Source organism: Stutzerimonas stutzeri (genome assembly GCF_019090095.1).
In the GTDB taxonomy this organism is placed as follows: Bacteria; Pseudomonadota; Gammaproteobacteria; order Pseudomonadales; family Pseudomonadaceae; genus Stutzerimonas; species Stutzerimonas stutzeri_AN.
Window position 1 is genome coordinate 160382 of sequence record NZ_JAGQFP010000002.1, and the last position, 21836, is coordinate 182217.

Annotated in this window: 19 protein-coding genes and 1 pseudogene; 5 read left to right on the forward strand and 15 right to left on the reverse strand. The window is 64.4% G+C overall.

Annotation, left to right across the window (positions count from 1 at the left end):
* Positions 1-49 precede the first annotated feature (49 nt).
* The 3 genes from KVO92_RS10455 to KVO92_RS10465 form a co-directional block, all read right to left on the reverse strand.
* On the reverse strand, positions 50-772 hold the full coding sequence (locus KVO92_RS10455; protein ID WP_217475591.1) for a ferritin-like domain-containing protein: 723 nt from the start codon (positions 770-772) through the stop codon (positions 50-52).
* 13 nt (positions 773-785) lie between these two features.
* Entirely contained in the window at positions 786-1961 is a 1176-nt protein-coding gene (locus KVO92_RS10460) for a hypothetical protein (protein ID WP_217475592.1), read from the reverse strand.
* Positions 1962-2213: 252 nt separating this feature from the next.
* On the reverse strand, positions 2214-3272 hold the full coding sequence (locus tag KVO92_RS10465; protein ID WP_336512625.1) for an aminopeptidase: 1059 nt from the start codon (positions 3270-3272) through the stop codon (positions 2214-2216).
* Between the two features lie 136 nt (positions 3273-3408).
* Between KVO92_RS10465 and KVO92_RS10470 the strand changes: the two genes are divergently transcribed.
* From KVO92_RS10470 to KVO92_RS10485, 4 genes are all read left to right on the forward strand, one after another.
* Complete coding sequence (locus tag KVO92_RS10470; RefSeq protein WP_217475594.1) at positions 3409-3837, forward strand: hypothetical protein; 429 nt, start codon at positions 3409-3411, stop codon at positions 3835-3837.
* Positions 3838-3956: 119 nt separating this feature from the next.
* Complete coding sequence (locus KVO92_RS10475) at positions 3957-4367, forward strand: hypothetical protein (protein WP_217475595.1); 411 nt, start codon at positions 3957-3959, stop codon at positions 4365-4367.
* A gap of 29 nt (positions 4368-4396) precedes the next feature.
* Positions 4397-5392, forward strand: a complete 996-nt coding sequence (locus KVO92_RS10480) for an LLM class flavin-dependent oxidoreductase (RefSeq protein ID WP_217475596.1) — start codon at positions 4397-4399, stop codon at positions 5390-5392.
* Positions 5393-5818: 426 nt separating this feature from the next.
* On the forward strand, positions 5819-7183 hold the full coding sequence (locus KVO92_RS10485) for a cation:proton antiporter (RefSeq protein WP_217475597.1): 1365 nt from the start codon (positions 5819-5821) through the stop codon (positions 7181-7183).
* 53 nt (positions 7184-7236) lie between these two features.
* Here KVO92_RS10485 and KVO92_RS10490 read toward each other — a convergent pair whose 3' ends face one another.
* The 6 genes from KVO92_RS10490 to KVO92_RS10515 all read right to left on the reverse strand — a co-directional run bounded on the left by KVO92_RS10490 (position 7237) and on the right by KVO92_RS10515 (position 13496).
* Complete coding sequence (locus KVO92_RS10490) at positions 7237-7452, reverse strand: dodecin (protein WP_021206313.1); 216 nt, start codon at positions 7450-7452, stop codon at positions 7237-7239.
* 448 nt (positions 7453-7900) lie between these two features.
* Positions 7901-8116, reverse strand: coding sequence for a KTSC domain-containing protein (locus tag KVO92_RS10495; protein ID WP_217475598.1), 216 nt, complete (start codon positions 8114-8116; stop codon positions 7901-7903).
* The gene (locus KVO92_RS10500) at positions 8113-9918 is read right to left on the reverse strand and encodes an ABC transporter ATP-binding protein (RefSeq protein ID WP_217475599.1); all 1806 of its coding nucleotides are present in this window, start codon (positions 9916-9918) and stop codon (positions 8113-8115) included. The genes KVO92_RS10495 and KVO92_RS10500 overlap by 4 nt, the downstream gene beginning before the upstream one ends.
* Positions 9915-11069, reverse strand: coding sequence for a beta-glucosidase (locus KVO92_RS10505; protein ID WP_217475600.1), 1155 nt, complete (start codon positions 11067-11069; stop codon positions 9915-9917). The genes KVO92_RS10500 and KVO92_RS10505 overlap by 4 nt, the downstream gene beginning before the upstream one ends.
* 13 nt (positions 11070-11082) lie before the next feature.
* Entirely contained in the window at positions 11083-12324 is a 1242-nt protein-coding gene (gene glf, locus KVO92_RS10510) for a UDP-galactopyranose mutase (RefSeq protein ID WP_217475601.1), read from the reverse strand.
* On the reverse strand, positions 12312-13496 hold the full coding sequence (locus tag KVO92_RS10515) for a glycosyltransferase family 1 protein (protein WP_217475602.1): 1185 nt from the start codon (positions 13494-13496) through the stop codon (positions 12312-12314). The genes glf and KVO92_RS10515 overlap by 13 nt, the downstream gene beginning before the upstream one ends.
* Positions 13497-13905: 409 nt before the next feature.
* Between KVO92_RS10515 and galE the strand changes: the two genes are divergently transcribed.
* Positions 13906-14970, forward strand: coding sequence for a UDP-glucose 4-epimerase GalE (gene galE / locus KVO92_RS10520; protein ID WP_217475603.1), 1065 nt, complete (start codon positions 13906-13908; stop codon positions 14968-14970).
* 45 nt (positions 14971-15015) lie between these two features.
* Here galE and KVO92_RS10525 read toward each other — a convergent pair whose 3' ends face one another.
* The 6 genes and pseudogenes from KVO92_RS10525 to KVO92_RS10545 form a co-directional block, all read right to left on the reverse strand.
* Positions 15016-17403, reverse strand: coding sequence for a TonB-dependent receptor (locus KVO92_RS10525; protein WP_217475604.1), 2388 nt, complete (start codon positions 17401-17403; stop codon positions 15016-15018).
* Positions 17404-17519: 116 nt separating this feature from the next.
* Complete coding sequence (locus tag KVO92_RS10530) at positions 17520-18236, reverse strand: FecR family protein (RefSeq protein WP_336512654.1); 717 nt, start codon at positions 18234-18236, stop codon at positions 17520-17522.
* A gap of 75 nt (positions 18237-18311) precedes the next feature.
* Positions 18312-18449 (reverse strand): annotated as a pseudogene (locus tag KVO92_RS22840) (FecR/PupR family sigma factor regulator); the annotation flags it as partial.
* On the reverse strand, positions 18446-19051 hold the full coding sequence (locus tag KVO92_RS10535; RefSeq protein WP_423836229.1) for a sigma-70 family RNA polymerase sigma factor: 606 nt from the start codon (positions 19049-19051) through the stop codon (positions 18446-18448). The pseudogene KVO92_RS22840 and the gene KVO92_RS10535, both read right to left, overlap by 4 nt.
* A gap of 148 nt (positions 19052-19199) precedes the next feature.
* Complete coding sequence (locus KVO92_RS10540) at positions 19200-20585, reverse strand: S8 family peptidase (RefSeq protein WP_254621411.1); 1386 nt, start codon at positions 20583-20585, stop codon at positions 19200-19202.
* A gap of 310 nt (positions 20586-20895) precedes the next feature.
* Positions 20896-21780 carry a LysR family transcriptional regulator gene (locus KVO92_RS10545; RefSeq protein ID WP_217475607.1) on the reverse strand — a complete coding sequence of 295 codons (885 nt, stop codon included), beginning with the start codon at positions 21778-21780 and terminating at the stop codon, positions 20896-20898.
* Between the last annotated feature and the right edge of the window lie 56 nt (positions 21781-21836).

Genomic DNA, 21836 nt, shown 5'->3' on the forward strand with positions numbered 1-21836 from the left:
GCAAAAAAAACGCGCCCGAAGGCGCGTAAAAGGATGAAGCGCACGCGTATTACTTGACCTGGGCGACCAGGTCTCGACGTATCAACGTCTTGATCTTCACCAGATGGTCGTCTTCCTGGTCCTTGGCCTTGTGAAAGCCCTTGGCGATGCGCGGATGCCCGCCCGCGTCGGCCAGCTCGATCAGCAGCTCCCAGGCGGCGTTGTCTTCGAGTTCGGCGGTCAACAGCGCGCTGAGGCCCTGAGCAACATTGGTTCGCGGATCGGTCAGCACCTGCATGAGGCCCATTGACTTGACCGCGACCACATCGGCGCACGGCGTTTGCGCAGTCGGGTCGGCGCCGAGCGTCTCAATGGCGTCGGCGACCATGTTCATGTGCTCGAATTCTTCGTCGCGGATGTGCTGCAGCACCTGTACCAGTTCCGATTCGCCTGCCTCGAGCGCCTTGGCCTTGGCAATCATCGCGTCGTACAGGCGCACGCCGCTACGCTCGAACGCCAAGCGTTCGCCGAGCTTGTCGACCAGCAGCTCGGGGCTCTTGCCCAGCGCCATGTCGAATGTCGACTTGAGCATGCCCTTGGCCGAACCGGGGACCGGAACCGAGCCGATGCGATCGGCCTCTTCGGCACGGGTGGCACGTTCCATCATCAAGCCCTTGGAATCGCCCGGCACGTCCGGATGGATCTCGTTGACGGCGTCGAGCAGGCGCTTGGTGTCCTTCGGTGACATCTGCACGCCAGTGAAATTGGTGCCCAGTTTTGCTGAATTAGCCATGTCCTTTCTCTCCTCAGGAAACCTTGCGCATCTGCATGAGTTCGCCGCCCGGCGCCCACTGGTAACCGGCCGAGACGATGTTCGACGCGATGCCTTCGGAATTGAGCTGGGCGCGGTAATCCAGGGAGTTTTGCGGCTCCTGGCTCTTGTCGACGTATTGGGTGCCGTGGGTGCGCAGGTTGACCTCGGCGGCGAGGACCTGACGGACGAATTCGCGCTGGCTCTTGAACTCGATCATTTTCGGCAAGGGTCCGCCGAGGATTTCCGCCGGATCGCGGCGCTCGATGTTCTTGAAGTGCTCGCAGGCAACGTTCAGATGGCCCAGCTCGTAATCGAGGAAGCGCTCCCACATCGCCTTGATGCGCGGGTTGGTTTCCTGCTCGGCGCAGCTGGCGTAGGCGTAGACTTCCATCGCCTCGTGCACCAGCCACTTCTCCATGAAAGATTCCTGCGGGTCGGCCAGCGAACCGTACTGGGTCACGTGCTGCTCTTCGACCGAAGCGATCTCGGCATACAGCTGACGGGCCAGCGGATCGGCGAACAGCGGGCCGATGTTCATGTAGTAGTCGTGGGTCTGGAATTCGGCTGCGGTGATCATCGCCGCATGGATCTTGGTGATCAGTGCGGCCTGCTCTTTCTCGTAGCTTTCGCGTAGATCGTTGTCCGGATGACGATGATGTTCGGACGTCTGCCGACCCGGCACGATGTCGGTATAACCCTGCAGGATGTTGTTCGCATCCTTGCCTTCGAGACGATCGAGCATCGCCGAATAGCGGTATAGGTGATCGAAGTCTTCCAGCAGGCCGAAGCGATAGGTCTGCGCCTGGTAAGGATCGGGCTCGGTCTGCGCAACCGCCGCAGTCACCTCGATGGCGACCTGCTCATAGGCGACGGTGGTTTCCAGCGGTGAGTGGTCAGCCGAGATCAGCCAATTGACCATGGTCGCCTGATGCTGCTCGACGCGACGGATCTCGGCGAGCGGACCACGTAGCTGGCCGGTGATCCGCGCAATGCCGTGCTTGAGGCGCAGCGCATCGGTTTCGATCCCGTTCATCAGGATGATCCGCACACGGGTAAACGCGTCATCGTCGAGCTTGCTGATCGGCTTGCCCGCCATCTCTTTCCAGGTGAACGTTTGCTTTTCGAGGGGCGTGCCCTTGTTGTCAAGGATGCCGGATAGGTTATCCATGGAGCCTCCGTTTGAACGGCTTGTCTTGGCTAGGCGTACGGGTTCATACGGCCAAAATCACGGGCCAGCTGAGCTGACGGTCTAGAAAATGGACGGAGGCACGGCGAAAAGAATTCCATCGCTTCGAGCGCGAACGCGCAGGGAGACGACAAGCGGCAGCCGCCAACCTCGTCGATCAGGCGCCGAACCGCTTAGCGATAAAGTGCCGCCACGCCGCGACCGGCCTGCCATGAAGCGAAGCGGTGTGACCTTTCAGCGGAGCGCTTCGAGCTGACGTGTCCGCTCGTCGGCGGGCAGCTGCCCCAGCGCCTCGACCTGGGTATGGAAACGCTGCCAGTCGCCACCGACCTGGTCGAACAGCGCCGCGAAGGCAGGCACCCAGCGGTCGTAGAGACCGAAGGGCACCAGGCTGGCGTTGTTCAGCGGCTGAGCCATCCAGCGGTCGAAACGGCCGTCGCCCTGCCAGGCACCGTCTCGCAGCTGGCGGTAACGCTGGCGCAGCTGCATGAACGTTTCCTGTTTGGCGGCGCGCATGGCCGCTTCGTCCAAGTCCGAGGCATACAGCGCGGCCAGGCGCTCACGGGTGTCGAGCAGCAGCTGGCTGAACTCGGCATAGCGTTGCCGAGCGGTCTGGTCGGGCGGCGGCAGGCCCTGGCTGCTGCGCCACTGGCGCAGCCCCTCGCGTTCGACGAAGGAGGCATAGGCTTCGTTGAACGCGGTGTCGCCAGACACATACAGACGCTGGTGCGCCAGCTCGTGAAAGATCAACCCGGCCAGGCGCTCATCGTCCCAGCGCAACATCGAGCTGAGCAGCGGATCGTCGAACCAGCCGAGGGTCGAATAGGCATGCACCCCGGCGACCAGGGTGTCGTAGCCCTTGGCTTCAAGCAGCGCCGCCGCCCCTCGCGCCCGTCCTGGCTGGTAATAGCCGCGATAGGCCACACAACCGGCGATCGGAAAACAGTGCTTGAGCGGCGTGACCGAAAAGGCCTCGGTGGCGAACAGATTCCACACCACGTAGGGCCGCTGGATATCGGCGTAGAGGGTGTAGCTGCCATTGTCCGGCAACCCCAACGCGGAACTGGCGAAGCGTCTAGCCTGCAGCGCCTGGGCCAGGCGTTGGCGCAGGTGTGGCTCGGTTTGCGGGCGTTCGATGATCGCCGCGATGGGTTCGCGTTGGCGCAACAACTGCAGCTGACCGACCGCCAATTGCCCGTAATAGGTGCTGCAACCATTCAGACCAACGGCAAACAGCAGCGGAACCCAGAGCCGGCTGCGCTTGTCGACAAGGGCGGTTTTCAGCTTCGACACCAACAAATCGCTTACCCGCATGCGTGACCCAAGGGGTCGGTGCGCTGAGCGTACAACGACGGCGAAGCCCACCCAATCATCAATGGCAACGTGCTCTTGCAGCCAGACCGTCCAGCCAGCGGTCGGAGACCCACTCATGCGAATCCTGCTCCTTGCTCTCGTGCTTTCCACCTTTGGCGGCTGCGCCCTGTGGATGCCCCGGCCGGACCCGAATCAGGCCTGGATCGAGCTGGCCCCGCGCGATGAAACGACCACCTTGAAGGCCGTCGCAGTGGACCAGCAGCCCCTGGATGACCACCGTTATTTCCAGGTTCCCCCTGGCAGCCACCAGCTGGGCATGCGCTACCGCTTCGAGGTCGGCCCGGCCAATGTCGGTGGCGACAGCGAGGCCCTCGAGCGCGATTGCCGTCTGACCCTGGAATACGACAGCTTCGATGCCGGCGCGCGCTACCGACTGGTCGCCGGCGGTTACGGCTTCCGCCCCTGGGCGCGCCTCTATGACCAGCACGACCAGCTATTGGCCAAGGCCACCGAACGCGGCTGCGGAGGCGTCGCGACGCGCTGAGGGGCGGCTGAACCGTTGCCGCGTCACGCAGTCGTTGAAATAGGGCCGCGTCTGGCTCAGGCTCAGAGGCTGACCGTCGCGGCACCTGCCGATCCGGCGGTCGTCCGGAGGATTTCATCATGCGTGCCCCGCTTGCCCTGTTTCTCGTGTTCGGTCTGGCCGGTTGCGCCGGCCCGCTGCCCGCGCCGCAAGCCGACATGGCCTGGGTCGACCTGAGCGCCCAGCCCAGCGATATCTTCATGTCCGATCGGCTGGACGAAAAACACACGCCCGACGGTCGCTATTTCCAGGTCAGCCCCGGCGCGCATGAACTCGAGGCGCGCTACGAATTCGAAATCAGCAGCGGCGGCCTCGGCGAGTTCGGCGAAACCCAATACCTGCGCTGTACCCTGGTCATCCGCTATGACAACTTCCAGCCCGGCCAGCGCTACCTGTTCCAGGCGCGCTCGCTGGGCTTCACGCCACAGGGCTGGCTGTACGACGAGCAACGCAACGTCCTGGCGCGCGCCGAAGCTGAACACTGCTACTGAGCGCGTCGCGGTCAGCCAAGAGGTAGATGATGTCCCGTATCGAACACACCCGTTTTTCCACCCTCGACCTGGCGCCGATCCGTGATGATGGTGACGCCGGCCTCGCCCTGCGCAACTCGCTGGCCCTGGCGCAACATGTCGAAAAGCTCGGCTTCGAGCGCTTCTGGGTCGCCGAACACCACAACATGGATGGCATCGCCAGTGCGGCCGCCTCCGTGCTGATCGGCTACCTGGCCGCCGGCACCTCGCGCATCCGCCTGGGCGCCGGCGGGGTGATGTTGCCCAATCACGCGCCGCTGGTGATCGCCGAGCAGTTCGGCACGCTGGAGGCGCTCTATCCGGGGCGCATCGACCTGGGTCTCGGCCGGGCGCCGGGCGCCGACCAGTTCACCGCACACGCGCTGCGCCGCGACCGCATGGGCAGTGCCGACGACTTCCCGGCCGATGTCGAGGAGCTGCAGCGCCTGCTCGGTCCGCGCCAGCCCAACCAGCGGGTGATTGCCATGCCGGGCACCGGCAGCAAGGTGCCGATCTGGTTGCTCGGCTCGAGCCTGTTCAGCGCCCAGTTGGCGGCGGCCAAGGGCCTGCCCTACGCCTTCGCCTCGCACTTCGCGCCGCGTTATGTGCATGAGGCGATTCGCCTGTACCGCGAAAACTTCCGACCCACGGAGGTGCTGGACAAGCCCTACGTGATGCTCGGCGTACCACTGATGACCGCCGATACGGACGAGCAGGCCGAATACCTGGCGACCACCGCTTACCAGCGCATCCTCGCGCTGATCCGCGGCCAGAGCCTGGTGCTGGTGCCACCGGTGCCGAGCATGCAGGGCAAATGGCTGCCCCACGAACAGGAGGCCGTCGGCAATTTCCTCGGCATGGCCCTGATCGGCGGACCGGAGAAAATCCGCGCACGGCTGGAGATCCTGCTGGAACAGACCGGCGCCGACGAGCTGATCTTCACCTGCGACTTCTACGAGACCGCCGACCGCCACCACGCCTTCGACATCCTCGCCGGGCTGCGCTGAGCCAAGCAGGCGCGCCTTGGCAGAGCACAGGCCTGCCAAGCCCCAAAAGCTTCGCCCCGAGGGCGGGGCTCCTACAAAAAAAACAGTGCACGCCGCCCCCATTGTGGGAGGCGCGCCCTCGCGCCGAATGTCGCCAATCCGGCGCTAGAAAGCTTCGCCCGAGTCGGGCCTCCGAGGGCGGCCCGGGCATGGCGCCGCTTGTGCAGACGGCGCGCTTTGTCCTGTGGGAGGCGCGCCCGGCGGCAGACGCAGGCCTCAGGCCTGCCAAGCCCTAACAGCTTCGCCCCCAGGTCGGGTCTCCTACAGAAAACGCACCGCCCTTACCTGCTTTCGCTCGACGAACGCGGCTGAACCCCGTCGAAGCATCCCTATCGAATCATCTGCCATGCGCACTTCGGCGCGTCGCGCTTGTTTGCGGAAGACTGAATGAATTTTCTTGAATGGATGGCCGTTCTTGGCGTCCTGCTATTGATCCTCGCCTTGGCATCGGCCTACCTGCGCTGGCTGCCAGTTACCACCTCGCTGATCTATCTCGGCTTCGGGCTGCTGATCGGGCACCTCGGCATCGGCCTGTGGGAGATGGAGTTCCTGCTGATCGCTGACTGGATGGAGCACCTCACCGAAGTCGTCGTGCTGGTGTCGCTGTTCGTCAGCGGCCTGAAATTGCGTATGCCGCTGCGCCATCCGGCGTGGCGCAGCACCTATGTCCTGGCGGGCCCGGTGATGCTGGCCTGCATTGCCGGCGTCGCGCTGTTCTGCCATTACGTGATAGGCCTGAACTGGGGCCTGGCGGTATTGACCGGCGCGATCCTGGCGCCTACCGATCCAGTGCTGGCCAGCCTGGTGCAGGTCAACAATTCTCGCGACAGCGATCATGTGCGCTATGGCCTGTCCGGCGAAGCGGGGTTCAACGACGGCACCGCCTTCCCCTTCGTGGTGTTCGCCCTGCTGCTGATCGAGCAGGAAAACCTGGCGCTGGGCTGGGTCAGCGAATGGGCGCTGCACCGGTTGGTCTGGGCGGTGCCGGCCGGGCTGCTGTTCGGTTACCTGCTGGGCAAGCTGATCGGCAAACTGGCGATCTACCTGCGCACCCGCTACGTCGATACATCAATGTCGCCAAACGATTCGCTGGCGCTGGCCCTGATCGCGCTGGCCTATGTCGGCTCCGAACTGATCGGCGCCTGGGGCTTTCTGGCGGTGTTCGCTGCGGGGCTGGGGCTGCGGCGGGCCGAGGTTTCGGTGGCCAAGCGATCCGAAACGCCATCCGAAGAGCTGATCGCCCATGTGGTTCCGCATTTGGCCGAAGGCGGCATGACGCCCCGTGAGCTGCCGTTGGAGCGCGACAGCATTGCCGAACCCAAGGTCGCGGCCGGGGTGATGATGGGCGATATCCTCACCTTCGGTGGGCAACTGGAGCGCAGCCTCGAGGTGCTGCTGGTGACCATGCTCGGCGTGCTGGTATCGGAGCACTGGGACTGGCGAGCGGTTCCGCTGGCGCTGACGTTGTTCCTGCTGATCCGGCCGTTGAGCGTCTGGTTGCTGATGCCGCGGCGCTACCTCGATCGCCGCCAGATGCTGACCGTCGGGTGGTTCGGCATCCGTGGCATCGGCAGCCTGTATTACCTCAGCTACGCCGTCACCCACGGCCTGCTGCCGAACGAAGCCGAGCAGGTCATCGAACTGGTGATTCCGGTGGTCGCGCTGAGCATCCTGTTGCATGGCCTCAGTACGCAACCGCTGCTGCGCTATTACGAGCGTAGCCGCGGTCAGGTACCGACCTCCCCGCCTTGACGGCGCAGTGCCGGGCAAGCCGAACCGCCGGACTACGCTGCCAACGACGCCGATCAACTCTCGGCGAGGCGGAAACCGACCTTCATGGTGACCTGATAATGGCCGACCTTGCCGTTCTCGACATGGCCGCGGATTTCGCCGACTTCGAACCATTCGACATTGCGCAGCGTCCTGCTGGCTTCGGCGATGCCGTTCTGAATCGCCTCGTCCACGCTGGTGCGCGAAGAGCCGACGATTTCGATCTTTTTGTAGGTGTGGTGATCCGACATTAGATTTCCCCTTTTGCGATCTGAGGGAGCCTCCGCTCGGTAGTGACGCGTCCTGTCTAGCTGAGGCCCGTACAGCGGGTTGGAAGTTCAGCGCAACGGCTCAATGGCGTGCAATACCGCTGAACCGACACCCCGTCCTGGGCAGGCCGGCTTGCCGCCGGAATTCGCGGTCAAGACCGCTACCACGCAGGCCTCGCGGCGGGCGGGACGACTTCAAGCCGGGGGAGATTTGTGGGAGCGGTCTCGACCGCGAGCTTATAGCTCAACACCGACGCGCCAGTTGTCCTGCGAGCCCATCGGGGATACGCATGACGAGGCCGGCTTGCCGCCGGAATTCGCGGTCAAGACCGCTACCACGCAGGCCTCGCGGCGGGCGGGACGGCTTCAAGCCGGGGAGGAACTGTGGGAGCGGTCTCGACCGCGAGCTTTTGTGGATGGCGCGATCAGCTTATTCGATGCGCCGATAGGGGTACTGCTGCGCCTTGAACACCTGGTTGAAATGGCGCCCTAGCGAGTCGGCCTCCAGCAACTCCTGCACCACCTCGGCCGGCACCTGTTCGTAGCGATAGACCGAGCCGTTGTGAAACTCCACCTCCAGTGCCTGTTCGTCGGGGTCGTAGCCCAGGGCGCGCAGGCTGCGCGAGGTCACCGCCACCCTTTTCATCGGGTCGGATCGGGGCGCTGGCGGAAGCCTTCGGCCTGCATGCGCCACAAGCCATCGAACTCGCCGCCGCGGCTACGCAGTTCGTGCGGCGGGCCGTCCTCGACGATGCGCCCGTCACGCAGCACGATGATCCGGTCGAAGTTCGACAAGGTCGATAGCCGATGCGCCACCGCTACCACGGTGCGGTTGTGCACCAGATCGTTGAGCGCGACCTGGATTTCGGCTTCGGAGTGGGTGTCCAGCGCCGACGTGGCCTCGTCGAGGATCAGGATCGGCGCGTTCTTCAGGAACGCCCGGGCGATACCCAGCCGCTGGCGCTGGCCGCCGGAAAGCATCACCCCGCGTTCGCCGACCAGGGTGTCGTAGCCCTGCGGCAACTCGCGGATGAAGCCGTCGCAAAAAGCACTGCGCGCGGCCTCGACCACCTCGTCGTCGGTCGCGTCGGGGCGACCGTAGCGGATGTTCTCGCGGATGCTGCGGTTGAACAGCGCGGTCTCCTGCGGCACTACCGCGATCTTCTCGCGCAGGCTGTCCTGGCTGACGCTGCGGATGTCCTGGCCATCGATGAGGATGCGTCCGTCCTGCACGTCGTCCAGGCGCTGGATGAGGTTGATCAGCGTCGACTTACCCGCCCCGGACGAGCCCACCACGCCGACCTTCTGCCCGGCCGGGATATGCAGGTCGAGATGCTGAAACACGGTTTCGCGATTGGGATAGCTGAAGCTCACATCCTTGAAGGTGATATCGCCCTCGGCGAGCAGCAATTGCGTGTCGCTGTCTTCCAGGCCATGCGGTTGGACGATGATGCGCAGGGTGTCATCGATGGCGCCGATCTGCTGCGTCGTGTCCACCAGCGCCAGCGCCAGGTCGCGCGAGCCATGCAGGATGCGAAAGGTCAGCGCACTGACCAGGACCACGTCGCCGGCAGTCACCGCGCCGGCGATCCAGAGATCGATGGCCCAGATGAGCATGCCCCCGGCCATCAGCGACAGGCAGATGTCGTGCATCACCCGCGCCTTTTCCAGGTACATCCAACTGCGGCGCTGGGCACGCGCTTCGTAACCGATCTCCTGCGCCAGGCGTTCGGCCTCGCGATCGCGCGCCGAGAAGGCCTTGATGGTCCAGACGTTGGAGACGGCATCCACCAGCTCGCCGCCCACCCGGGCCGACTGGGCGGCGAAGCGCTGGTGCTTGCTGCGCCCGCGTATGCCGAAGCCGGTGATCAGCGCGGCGACGATGGCGACGAAGAGGATCAGCGCCAGCGCCATGCGCACATCCACGGTGAGCAGCACCACCACGGCGCCGAGAAAGTCGACGATCGGCGGCACGATCTTCCATGCCAGGCCGCCGTAGATGGCGCCTGCGGCCTGGCCCAGCGCCGAGATACGGTTGCCCAGCGAGCCGGCGAAGTGCTCGGTGAAGTAACGCATCGGGTGGCCGGTGAGGTGCTTGAACAGGTCGACGCGGATGTCCACGACGCTGGCCACAACCGTGCGGCAGCCGAGCCAGCCGCCCAGGCGCCAGAAGACGTTCTCGATGACGATCAGGCCGATGAACAGCCCCAGCGGCCACCAGACGTTGGCCGACGCGCGGTCAGCGCTGCCTTGGGCCATGGAGTCGACCAGCAGCTTCATGCCGTACTGCACCGCCACCGCGCAGCTCGCCGCACCGACGATCAGCGCCAGCAGGCCTCCGAAGTGCCAGGGCCGCGCGCAGATGTAATGCCAGAGAAACGCGACAGGCCGGCTGGGCAACGGCACGTCACCCGCACGGGCCTTGGGCGGTGCGGCGGGGGCGTTCATGGCAAGGCTTCGGCCGGGTGCTCGACGGCGCGCGTCTGGCTGAAGCGCATCTGCTGCAGGCGCAGTTCGTCCGCCAACCCCTCATGTACGCGACGATTGCCGTTTTCATCTGGGAATCCCAACAGCCCGACCGGGCAATGCCGCTCGTCGGTCCAGCCGGGGTAGTCCAGCACCGGATACAGGCAGATGCCTTCCACCGGCACCCCGCGCTGCATCGCCAGACCCGCCTGCTCGCTGACATAGCGCAGCCAGTCGCCGCGCACGTCCCCTTCGGCACCGGTTTCAGCGATCAGCAGGGGCCGTTTGTAGCGCTGCCAGATCTCCGTGAGGATGCCCTTGAACGGCCGATAGTCCGGATTGTCGCGCTCGATGGTGCGGCCATCGCCGTGGTACCACTGGTTATCGGAGTAGTAGTTGACCCCCAGGACGTCGAGGTACTCCGGCGCGCCGCCCAGGCCCGGCCAGGCCTCGCCGCAGAGCATGTCCCAGGCCTCGAACTGCGACTGACGGAAGCGCTCGGCGTCGCGCTGCGGGCCCGGTCGGTCGTTGGGCGACACCACATGTATGGCCGGGTCGACCTGGACGAAGCGCGCCCGTGGCTCGACCGCTCGGATCGCCTGCATTGCGGCGAGGGTGGCACGCACCAGCTGGTGCTTGAGCTCGAAGCCGCGACCGCGCGCCATGGGGTTGAAATAGGCCTCGTCGCCACCAGCCCAGGCCCAGAAGGAGATTTCGTTCAGCGGCGCGTAAAACGGCACCGTGTCGGTCTCGTCCTTGACCAGCTGCGCCGCCGCCGCCGCGTAACGGGCGAAACGCTCGACGAACTGCGGCCGCCAGATGTCGAGGTCGTCCGGCCAGCCGTAGTGGCACAGATCCCAGATCACCTGCGTGCCCTGACGTTGCGCCGCCTGCAGCATCGGCAGAAAGCTCGACCAGTCGTACCGGCCGGGCGCCTGCTCGATCAGGTGCCAGCGCAGGCCGTCGCGCACACTGTGCAGGCCATGCCGATGCAGTACGGCGTAATCGTGCGCGGCCCAGCGGTCGTGCCCGGTAGCGGCGAGCAAGTCCAGCCGCCGGCCGTCGCTGCGGCGGTGATTCGAGCATTCGAACCCGCCCATGAAGAAGCTTTGGAACAACGTGGGCTGATGCATCGTCAGTCTCGCCTCAGGGGGCTTGTTCAGCCAGCGACTGGCTGTGATCGGCACTTTCGCCGGGCGCAGGGCCGCGCTCGGCCTCTTCGATACGCTTGTACAGCGCCAGCGCCTGCCCGACCACCTGATCCATGTTGTAGTACTTGTACGTACCCAACCGCCCGACAAAGGTCACGCCGGGTGTCTCGTCCGCCAGCTGCTGGTAGCGCTTGTACAGCTCGGCGTTTTCCGGCCGCGGGATCGGGTAGTAGGGGTCGCCCTCGGCCGAGGGGTATTCGTAGGTGATGCTGGTGCGCGGATGGACCTGCCCGGTGAGGTGCTTGTACTCGCTGATGCGCGTGTAGGGCACGTCTTCGCTCGGGTAGTTGACCGTGCCCACCGCCTGGAACTGCTCCTGCTCGAGCTGCTTGTGCTCGAACTTCAGCGAGCGGTACGGCAGCTTGCCGAAGCGGTAGTCGAAATACTCGTCGATCGGGCCGCAGAAAATCAGATGGTCGAACTGCACCTCGTCGCGGATCTCGCGGTAGTCGGTGTTGATCATCACCTTGATGTTCGGGTGCGCGAGCATCTTCTCGAACATCTTGGTGTAGCCGTACTTGGGCATCTGCTGGAAGCTGTCGGTGAAGTAGCGGTCGTCGGTATTGGTGCGTGTCGGGATGCGCGAGGTCACCGACTTGTCCAGCTGCGACGGGTCCAGGCCCCACTGCTTGCGGGTATAGCCGCGGAAGAATTTCTGGTACAGCTCGCGGCCGATGCCGTTGATGACCACGTCTTCGCTGGTCTGGATGTCCTCGACCGGCTCGGCGCGGCTGGCAAGGAAATCCGCCGCCTCCTGCTCGGTGGTCATGTTCAGGCCGTAGAGCTTGTTCAGCGTGGTCATGTTGATCGGGATCGGCACCTGCTGCCCGTCGACCTGCGCCAGCACGCGATGCTCGTAGGGGCGCCACTCGGTGAACCGCGAGAGGTAATCGACGATGCGCTGAGCGTTGGTGTGGAAGATGTGCGGGCCATAGCGGTGGATCAGCACGCCAGCTTCATCGTAATGATCGTAGGCGTTGCCGCCGATGTGTGGTCGCCGATCGACCACCAGCACGCGCTTGTTCAGCCCGGCCGCCAGACGCTCGGCCAGCACGCTGCCGGCAAAACCGGCACCGACGATCAGATAGTCGAAGCCGCGACGGTGGCCGGACGCGCCCTCGCTGGCGCCTCCGCCTGCGTGCTCGGGGTTGCTGTCTCGCAGGCTCATATCGCGCATTGCATCTTCTCCTTCATCAGCGCCCAGGTGTGGTCCCAGGACATGTCGCCGAGAATCTCGTCAGCGGTCTTCAACAAACGGTCGCGGTCCTCGCCATCGGCCAGGGCCTGCTCGACCGCGGCGATGAACGCCTCGGGCGTATCGGCGATATGGACGATCGCGGTATCGCCGTAGGTGCGCACCACGTCCTTGATCGGCGTGGACACGACCGGACAGCCGCCGGCCAGGTATTCGGGCGTCTTGGTCGGGCTGATGAAACGGGTCGATTCGTTCATCGCGAACGGCATGATCGCCACGTCCCAGCCGGCCAGATACCTGGGCAACTCGTCGTAGGTCTTGCCACCCAGGTAATGAATGTTGTCGCGCTGCGGCAGGTCGGCCGGGTCGATCTTCACCACCGGGCCGACCAGCACGAACTGCCAGTCCGGTCGCTTTTCGGCGACGTGGGCGACCAGGTCGATGTCGAAGCGCTCGTCGATCACGCCGTAGAAGCCCAGGCGCGGATGCGGAATCTCGGCCTGGTCGTCCGGGTCATGCTGTGGCCGCCGCGCCTCGGCGAAGTGCGCCACGTCGACACTGCTGGGAAAGGCGAAGGCGTTGTCGTGCAGCTCGCGCTTGGCTTCCCAGATGCTGTAGCCGCCGGTAAAGACCAGATCGGCGCGCTCGAGCAGCTCGCGCTCGCGTTCGACCAGCTCGGGTGGCGCGCCGCGGAAGGCCGACAGCTCGTCCATGCAGTCGTACACCGTCAGCCTGGGCTTCAAGTGGCCGGCATAGCCCAGCGCCATGGGTGTATAGAACCAGAGCATCAGCTCATTGACGCCAAGCTTGGCCAGGTAGCCGTCGAGCAGGTCGCGCTGGATTCGCAAGGCGGTATCGCCTTCGCAGCCCTGAGGCAGACGCGGTATCAACACCTGGACACCATTTTCCTCGGGCCGCACCTCCAGCCACGGCTGGGCGTCTTCGGTGGGAATCGGCTCCTCGACGAATAGGACGTTGAAGTCCCGCGCGAAGCGCGACATCAGATGCTGTGGGCGCTGGTAGACGAAGCTCCAACGCAGGTGGGAGAGACACAGCAAGGTCGGCGCCTGCTCATCGAAGACAACCTCCGGTGGCGTCGCCTGTTTATCGAGGGATTTGCCAATTTCGTATTGGTAGGGGCCGGCCCAGCTCATGGAAACCTCGTAATGGGTGGCAATGCCCTCCAGAGTTCCCTTCTGCCGCATCGCATCAGCCCGCGCAGTCCGCGCAGAGCAAAACCGGGTGCGCTCGGTAGCAGACAAAGACCAGCCTGCTAGCGCTACCTGCCGGCTATGGACGGCGCTGCAGCAGCCAAGGTTCCCTGTTTCGCCGTGCTGCGGTCGGTCATCGACTGGCCGTCGCTTCGTTGGAACTTGCTCGCACCTTCCCCCGTCCCTATCCCAGGACGCCTGATTTATTCCGGCAAAGACCCGCGCCCCGTGCTCGCACACCGGCGCTGCTGTATTGCCGAACCCAACCCTGGAGATGTGCAGCGACCGTGCTCATGAGGCCAGCCGCGCATCGCCCATGCGCGTCGAATAATTCGCTATGCGAGGTAGACACATGATTCTGGTAACAGGTGGAGCGGGGTATATCGGGTCGCACGCCGTGCTGGAGTTGCTCCTGGCTGGCCATGAAGTGCTGGTGTTGGACAATCTTTGCAACAGTTCAAAAGTCGCGCTGGATCGGGTTAATTCCCTGGCCGGTCGCAACGCCCATTTCGTCAAAGGTGACGTGCGCAACCGCGCCTTGCTCAACGCCCTGTTTGCTTCTTATCCGATCAAGGCCGTGTTGCATTTCGCCGGCCTCAAGGCGGTGGGCGAAAGCGTGCGCGAACCGCTTCGTTATTACGAGACCAACGTCGGCGGCAGCATCGCACTGTGCCAGGCGATGGCCGAGGCGGGCATCTTAAAGCTGGTGTTCAGCTCATCGGCCACCGTCTACGGTGACTCACCGCGGATGCCGATCACGGAAAACTGCCCGACCGGCTTGCCGACCAATCCCTATGGCCAGTCCAAGCTGATGGCGGAAAACGTGCTTAGAGGCCTGGCCGAGTCCGACCCGCGCTGGTCGATCGGGCTGCTGCGCTACTTCAACCCGATCGGCGCGCACGAGTCAGGCCTGATTGGTGAAGACCCCAACGGTATTCCCAATAACCTGCTGCCCTACATGCTGCAGGTCGCGGTGGGTCGGCGAGAGCAACTGAGCGTGTTTGGCGCGGACTACCCGACGCCGGACGGCACGGGTGTACGGGATTACATCCATGTGGTGGACCTGGCCAAGGGGCACCTCAAGGCACTGGAGCGCCTCGATCGGGTCCAGGGTGTTTCCACGTGGAACCTCGGCACCGGTCGCGGTTATTCGGTACGGCAGATGATCACCGCATTCGAGGAAGTCATCGGCCGACCGCTGCCGCATATGTTCAGGGCGCGCCGGCCGGGCGATATCGCCCAGTGCTGGTCGGACCCGACCAAGGCTCGCGAAGAGCTGGGCTGGCAAGCGGAACGGGATCTGCCGGCGATGCTCAGCGACGCCTGGCGCTGGCAGAGTCGCAATCCCAACGGCTACGCGGCCGAAGACGTTGCCGCCGGCCAGGCGGCCAACGCAGAGACTGCGCTGGCCAGTTAAAACGGCGCGTCCGGCTACCGGCGGGTGCCGTAGCCGGACCGGTTCTCAGTACTCCACCTGCCAGCCGAGGGTGAAAGTGCGCCCGCGGCCCTGGTAGTCATACAGGTAGGCCGGCCCGTAGGTGGGCGAGTAGAACAGCGCAGCGCGCTGGCCCCATACGGTGCTGTACTGCTCATCCAGCAGGTTCTGGATGCCGACGCTGAACGTGCCGACGTCCGTTTCACGCTGCGCCGTCAGGTCGAAAGTGGTGTAGCCATCGATCTGCCGATCGGCATTGTCCTCAAGATCCATCGCGTGGTTACCCTGCAAGCGCGCCGTGGTAAGCCCATCGCTCCATCCAACGAAGGCGGTGGCCTTCGATAGCGAGGCGTAGCGCGCGTCACGCTTGACCCAGTCGCCGTCGGCGTCTTCCTCTTCCGACCGCACCAGGTGCAGGGTTCCGCCGGTCTGCCAGCCGCTGTCGAAGTAACGCGTCAGCGCGCTCTCGAAGCCGTAATCGCGGCTCTTCTGGTCGGTTACATCAATGGTCAGCGTGGCGGTGTCGACGTTGATCGCCTTGTCCGACCAGGTGTAGTACAGGGCGGTCTGCGCCTGCCAATGCGCATCGTTGTAGCGCCACCCGAGCTCGACCTGACGGCTCTTGATGCCCGCCAGTGGGTTGTCTTCTACCGACAGCCCAGGCTTGCCGTAATACTTTGCCGGGTCGGCCAGTTCGAAGCCTTCGCTGTAATTGCTCCACAGCTGATGGCCGTTTTCGAAGGCGTAGATTGCGCCGACGTTATAGAGGTTGACGTCGTAGTCGTTGCTGCCGCCGGGTACGCCTTTGAAGTCGCTGACGTCCAGGTCCATGACCTGATGACGCGCGCCGCCAGAGACGGTCAGATGATCGGTAAGCTTCCAGTCGACCTGACCGAACGCCGACAGGCTATCGACCACATAGCTCGGATAGCGCGGGGCGCTGCTGACCGTATCGAGGTCCAGACCGCCGCTGTCCGAGGAGCGCTGCGGATCAAAGACCTTCTGCTGCGCGTTGAAGCGCTCGTGGTCGTAGTCCATCCCATAGCTGAAGGTGACGCTGTCCCACTGCTTGGCGAACAATCCCTTGAGCCCGGCAACCTCGAAGTTCTGCTGGGACGCGGCGAAGTAGACGCCTTTGCTGCCTCGCGGACTGCCTGGGTTGTAGTAGGGGAACGGATAGAAGTTGTTGTCCTCCTTGCGGTAATAACCCTGCAGGTAGAACTCCTGCCCCAGCCAGTCGGCGTGGTGGTAGTTGGCGTTGAGCAAGGTTCGCCGCGAGCGAGGTTCCAGATCGGTGTCCAGGCCGCTGCGGATCTCCGCGTCTTCGAGATCCGAAGGGGCATTGGCGTTCAGGTTCGGGAAATAAATACCGGTGTTGCCGTCGTTACCCGAGTCGTAATACTGCGCAAGCAGCGTCAGGCTCTGCAGGTCCGTGAGCTGGGCATCGAGCGTACCCATCACGTCGATGGCGCGGTTGTACTGCAAGTCGGTCTGGGTGTTATCGATGAATATCTGATCACCGCCACCGTCGTAAAAGGCTTCGTTCTTTTCTACCGAAACCCCAAGCCGTCCATGCAGCCGCTCACTGCCGCCGCTGACCGACTGAGCCAGGCGGGTGGACACGTCATCGCTGTTGTTGAAGCCACTGCTCATCGCGGCTTGGGTCTGAAACCGAGCCTCGCCGGCTTCGCCCTTGCGCGTCACGATATTGATGATCCCGCCCGTCGCTCCGCCACCGTAGAGCGCACTGGCGCCGGACAACACTTCGACACGCTCGACGTTGAACGGCGAAATGCTGTCGAACAGCCGCGACAGTCCACGTGAACTGTTCTGGCTCACGCCATCGATCATCACCAGCGTATTGCGGCCACGCATATTCTGGCCGTAATTGGTCCGCCCTTCCGGGCCGAAATCCAGCCCTGGCACCAGCTTGCCGATGGCCTCCTTCAGGCTGACGCCGGTGTCCAGTTGCTCACGGAGCTGGGTGCGGTCGACGACCCAGACGGTGCCGGGAATGTCGGCGATCTTCGTGGGAGTGCGCCGGGCCACGCTTACCTGCATGGCGTCTAGCTGCAACGGGCCTGAGACTTTCTTAGCCGGACGCTGTAGCAGCACCGTGTCGTTATCGGTGAAGGTCCAGGTGACACCGGTGCCATCCAGCAGTCGCTCCAGCGCCTGCTCGGGCGTAAAGCGGCCCTGCAAACCCTGGCTTTGTAGGCCAGTGAGATCATCGGAGCTGAACAGCAGACGCAGTCCGGACTGATCGGCGAATTCGGTCATCGCGCTATCCAGACTGAGCGGCGCAATGTGCAGTTCGACCGGGGCGCGCTCGGCGGCGTGGGTCAGCAGCGGTGAACTGGTGACCAGCGTGGCGAGAAGCAGTGCGCGGTACAGCGGAGAAACCTGTCGAGGCATGGTGAGCTATCCGTTTCGTGTTGAGAACGATCGACGTTTGGGAATAAGTCGCGTTTGCTCTACGACGAAACGGCGAAGCCAATCTTGCAGTGCGAATGCAAAAAAAACTTCGAAAATCAGGATTCAGGAGCCGGTCGTACCACCACCAGCCAGGGCAGTCGTGATATCCGCACCGACTGCAACCGGTCGAGACTGGCCAGCAACGCCGCGGGATCGTCGAGATCGGCGACGCCGCTGATCCGGTGCTGGCGCAACGCATCATCGGTTATCAGGATGCGCCCGGGCAGGTACCGCTCGATTTGCGCGAGTACATCGCCCAACGGCCTTTGATTGAAAATCAGCTTGCCTCGCCGCCAGGCGCTCGCATCGTCCGGGTCCAGTGGCTGGACCGTCGCGACAGGCATCTCCTCGCCAAGGCTCACCTGCTGCCCTGCGATAAGACGCAAGGGCGGGGCGTCGGCGCCGTCGACCTGCACGATGCCTTCGCTGACTTCGACATGCATATGGCGGCCAAGCAGATTGACGTCGAAGCGCGTCCCCAGCGCCCGAACCTCACGTTCCGCCGCCCTGACCACGAACGGGCGCTGCGGATCATGGGCGACCTCGAACAGCGCCTCGCCGCGATGCAGGCGAAGCGCACGCTGACGTCCTGACATGTCCACTGACAGCGCGGTATCGCTGTTCAACCAGGCACGGCTGCCATCGCTCAGCTCGACCAGGCGGCGCTCACCGACGGCGGTGCGATAGTCGGCCGACAGGGCCGCAATGCCGCCCGGCTGAACGAGCAGGCCGATCAGCACGGCCAGACAAAGCACAGCGGCTACCGCAGGCACGTGCCAACCAACAGGTACACGGCGATGCCGTTGCGCCGCTCGAGTACGGGGGATGGCGGCCCAAAGCGCCTCCGCTTCCCGCGCCGCTCGCTCATGCTCTGCGCTCCGCTCGCGCCAACGTTGAAACCGGTCGCGGGCCGCAGCGCCATCCGTGCCCGAATGCAGCTGGACCAAATGCTCGACGGCTTGGTCTTCCAGTTCGCCGCGGTTCATTCGTCAGCTACCTGACGGCTGCGCCAAGCCCGGCAATGCCGCATCGCCTGGACCAGATACTTGCCGACCATGCTTTCAGACACGCCCAAACGACACGCGATCTGGGCGTGCGTCAGGCCATCCAGGCGATTGAGCAACAACGCCTGCCGAACGTTGCTCGGTAATTGTTCAAGCGCCGCATCCAGCAACGCCAGGCTCTCCTGCGCAAGCATCCTCGATTCCAGCGCGGCCTGCGGATCGCTCAGTTCCTCGAGCGGCGCGTCGGCAACGTGAAGCTCGGCGAGGCGGTGCTCGCGTCGTAAGTCATCGATGGCAAGGTTGCCTGCCACGCGGAACAGGTAGGCCCGGGGATTCTGTACGGCATGTTCACTGGGGTGATCGGCCAATCGCAGCCAGGTGTCCTGCGCGACATCAGCGGCACGCTGCGTATCGCCCAGACGCCGGGCGAGAAAACGCATCAGGTCGGCATAGTGCGCCTGGAAGCTTCGCTGTAACAGGGATGTGCCTGGGGGCCGCATGGTTGTGGTGCTCTCGGAGGCCGATCGTTTCCGGACCCTGAGTCCGGGTCGAGAAGCATACACGGTGATGAGAGTAATGATCATTAGTGTTCAGCGAAGCGGCACGCCGGCTTCCAACTCAGGCTGGAAGCCGGACGCCGCTGCGTGGCGGTGCCGGCGCCTTTGACTACCGACGCCTAGCCTCGCCTTGTCACCTTGACCGAGCCATGCGCGAGCGCGTGAAGGCAAGCGCTCACTGAGCGGTACAGGTCAGTTCGCTGCGGATTTTGGAGACATCGAGCCGGCGATTCTGCTGCACCACACCGGTGAGCTGCGGATCGCGCACCGCCAGTCGCAACAGGGCCTCGCGAATTTGCGCGGCGGTAGCGCAGGGGTTGAGCGAGGCATACAGCGCCGCCGCCCCGGTCACGTGTGGCGTCGCCATGGAGGTGCCGCTCATGTAGGCGTAGCCCGCCGTGCTGGACGCGGTGGGCACCGTCGACGGGATATCGACACCGGGTGCGGCGATATGCACGCTGTTGACCCCGTAATTGGAGAAATACGCACGCTGGCCATTCTGGTCGATGGCCGCCACCGCGATCACGTTAGGTAGTTTGTAGCTCGCCGGATAGCTCGGTGTGGCATCGATATCGAAGCCGTTATTACCGGCCGCTGCGATGAAGAGGATGTTGGCGTTGCCGGCCGCCTTGATGGCGTCATACAGCGCCTGCGAGTAACCGCCGCCGCCCCATGAGTTGTTGGTGGCGACCAGGTTGATCTTCTTCGCCAGTTTCAGTTGCGTCAGGTAGTTGATGGCCTTCACCGCATCCACGGTGGTGCCGCCATTGGCGCCGAGAAACTTCGCGGTGATGTACTTGGCCGTTGGGCAGACGCCGAACACGCCGGCACTGTTGTTCGCCACCGCCGCGATGGTGCCGGCTACGTGGGTGCCGTGATCGTCGGCAGGCCCGTCGAATATGCTGGCGTTGTTGGCAGCGAAATCCCAGCCCAGGATGTCATCGACCAGGCCGTTGCCGTCGTTGTCCAGGCGATCGGCTCGGCTGCCCTCGCCCGGGTTGATCCACACGTTGGGGCGCAGGTCACCGTGCGTCGCCATCACGCCTTCATCGACGATCCCGACATATACCTTTTTGGAGCACAGCGCGCCCGCGTTCCAGGCTGCCAGCGCACCGCTGCCGTAGGGTTGAGCCGGCGAGGTGGTGGCCCCCTGCAGGCCCCAGAGCATACCGAGCCCCGGATCGTTGGGGTTGGCCACCTGGGTGTGGTAGATCCAGTTGGGCTCGACGAACTCCACGGCAGGGTCCTCGGCAAGCCGGGCAATGAGTGCCGCGCTGACCTTCTGACCTTTGCCCAGTTTCGTGCGGACCAGATCACCCCTGGCGTCCTTGCGGGCCGCCTTGTCGAGCAGCTTTTGCGCCGCCTTGGCGCCATGCTTGGACAGCGCAGCAGTCTTGGCCACCTCCGACGCACCGGACTTGAACTGCACCAGCAGCTCGCCCTGGACGAAGGGCCTGCCCGTCTTGAGCGAAGCCTCCATCGAGGGGTTGGGTTTCGCCGCTACCTGCCCGGCCCCGGCAGCCAGTAGCGCAGACAGAAAAAGACCGACACGCCGACTCATGACCATCACTGTTCTCCTTGAACGACTGCAGATAGCCGGCGCCAGATCGCCAGGCCTCCCCTCACGGGGTATCGGCGAATGTATCGACAAGGGCGGAAGCGTTTTAGCGACGCCGGACGAAACGACCCGCCGTTGGTCGGCAAGGCACTGGAGTGAGGCCATGGCCCGCTTCAGGCTGCCAGCGCTGTCGGCTGAGCTGAGCTGAGGGCATTCGACGACGAGCCGGGCGAGGCGCCGCTGCCGTCCATCGACCTACATCGGGAATGCGAGCGACCGGCGACAGCTCAGCATGCCGATGGCTCGGCATCCGTCAAACCAACTGCTGACGCAACCAGTCCGCCAGCATCGCCGCACGTCGGTCAGCGCGCCGCGCCGGTACCCACAGCACCAGTCGCGCCTGCGTTTCGACGAAGCCCCAGGGCGCCAGCAAACGGCCCTGGCGCAGGTCATCGGCGACCAGCTGATGGGGCGCGATGGCCACACCGAGCCCCGCCAGTGCCGCTTCCAACAGAAAATACAGATGCTCGAAGCCCTGCCCCATTTGCAGCCGGGCCGGATCGAGGCCGTTGCCCAACGCCCAGGCTGGCCAGGCCTGCGGGCGTGAAGCGGTATATAGCAGCGGCTCGCCAAGCAGCTCATCCGGCCGCGCCTGACTCAGCGCAGCGAAACGCGGATGGTGCGGGCTCAGCACCGGTCCGATGCGTTCGACGGCCAGCTCGTGAACCTGCATGTCCGCCGGCCAGGGCGGCTCGGCAAACCAGAGCGTGGCATCCAGCCCGGCGCGGCGCGGATCCAGCTCGCCCTCGCTGGCCGCCAGCTGCAGATGCAGGTCCGGTAAGTCACGGTTGAGCCGATCGAGCCGCGGGATGAACCAGCGCGCCAGCAAGCTGCCCGGGCATCCGAGGACGAAGGGCTGTTCGGAGGCCCCGCGCCGCAGCTCGGAGCAGGTGCCGCGCAGACGTTCAAAGGCATCGGAGGCGGCGTCGCGCAGGCGTACGCCAGCATCGGTTAGCTTGACCCCCCGCCCGTCCTTGTCGAACAGGCTGACCCCCAACTCCTCTTCAAGCGCTCGAATCTGCCGGCTGATGGCACCGTGCGTCACGTGCAGCTCCGCGCCGGCACGGCTGACGCTTTGCAGGCGGGCAGCGGCCTCGAAGGCGCGCAGTGCATTGAGTGGTGGCAGGTCGCGGCTCATGGGAGAGGTGATTTTTCCTGACGAATCGGATGCATCTAATCACGTCCCGGTCGAAC

Excerpts from the sequence above, each read along its gene's own strand:
- KVO92_RS10505 (WP_217475600.1), bottom strand. The coding sequence starts at position 11,069 with ATGCATCAGCCCACGTTGTTCCAAAGCTTCTTCATGGGCGGGTTCGAA.
- KVO92_RS10500 (WP_217475599.1), bottom strand. The coding sequence starts at position 9,918 with ATGAACGCCCCCGCCGCACCGCCCAAGGCCCGTGCGGGTGACGTGCCG.
- KVO92_RS10475 (WP_217475595.1), top strand. The coding sequence starts at position 3,957 with ATGCGTGCCCCGCTTGCCCTGTTTCTCGTGTTCGGTCTGGCCGGTTGC.
- KVO92_RS10480 (WP_217475596.1), top strand. The coding sequence starts at position 4,397 with ATGTCCCGTATCGAACACACCCGTTTTTCCACCCTCGACCTGGCGCCG.
- KVO92_RS10495 (WP_217475598.1), bottom strand. The coding sequence starts at position 8,116 with ATGAAAAGGGTGGCGGTGACCTCGCGCAGCCTGCGCGCCCTGGGCTAC.
- galE (WP_217475603.1), top strand. The coding sequence starts at position 13,906 with ATGATTCTGGTAACAGGTGGAGCGGGGTATATCGGGTCGCACGCCGTG.
- KVO92_RS10460 (WP_217475592.1), bottom strand. The coding sequence starts at position 1,961 with ATGGATAACCTATCCGGCATCCTTGACAACAAGGGCACGCCCCTCGAA.
- KVO92_RS10540 (WP_254621411.1), bottom strand. The coding sequence starts at position 20,585 with ATGAGTCGGCGTGTCGGTCTTTTTCTGTCTGCGCTACTGGCTGCCGGG.
- KVO92_RS10485 (WP_217475597.1), top strand. The coding sequence starts at position 5,819 with ATGAATTTTCTTGAATGGATGGCCGTTCTTGGCGTCCTGCTATTGATC.
- glf (WP_217475601.1), bottom strand. The coding sequence starts at position 12,324 with ATGCGCGATATGAGCCTGCGAGACAGCAACCCCGAGCACGCAGGCGGA.
- KVO92_RS10525 (WP_217475604.1), bottom strand. The coding sequence starts at position 17,403 with ATGCCTCGACAGGTTTCTCCGCTGTACCGCGCACTGCTTCTCGCCACG.
- KVO92_RS10490 (WP_021206313.1), bottom strand. The coding sequence starts at position 7,452 with ATGTCGGATCACCACACCTACAAAAAGATCGAAATCGTCGGCTCTTCG.
- KVO92_RS10545 (WP_217475607.1), bottom strand. The coding sequence starts at position 21,780 with ATGAGCCGCGACCTGCCACCACTCAATGCACTGCGCGCCTTCGAGGCC.
- KVO92_RS10515 (WP_217475602.1), bottom strand. The coding sequence starts at position 13,496 with ATGAGCTGGGCCGGCCCCTACCAATACGAAATTGGCAAATCCCTCGAT.
- KVO92_RS10455 (WP_217475591.1), bottom strand. The coding sequence starts at position 772 with ATGGCTAATTCAGCAAAACTGGGCACCAATTTCACTGGCGTGCAGATG.
- KVO92_RS10470 (WP_217475594.1), top strand. The coding sequence starts at position 3,409 with ATGCGAATCCTGCTCCTTGCTCTCGTGCTTTCCACCTTTGGCGGCTGC.
- KVO92_RS10535 (WP_423836229.1), bottom strand. The coding sequence starts at position 19,051 with ATGATCATTACTCTCATCACCGTGTATGCTTCTCGACCCGGACTCAGG.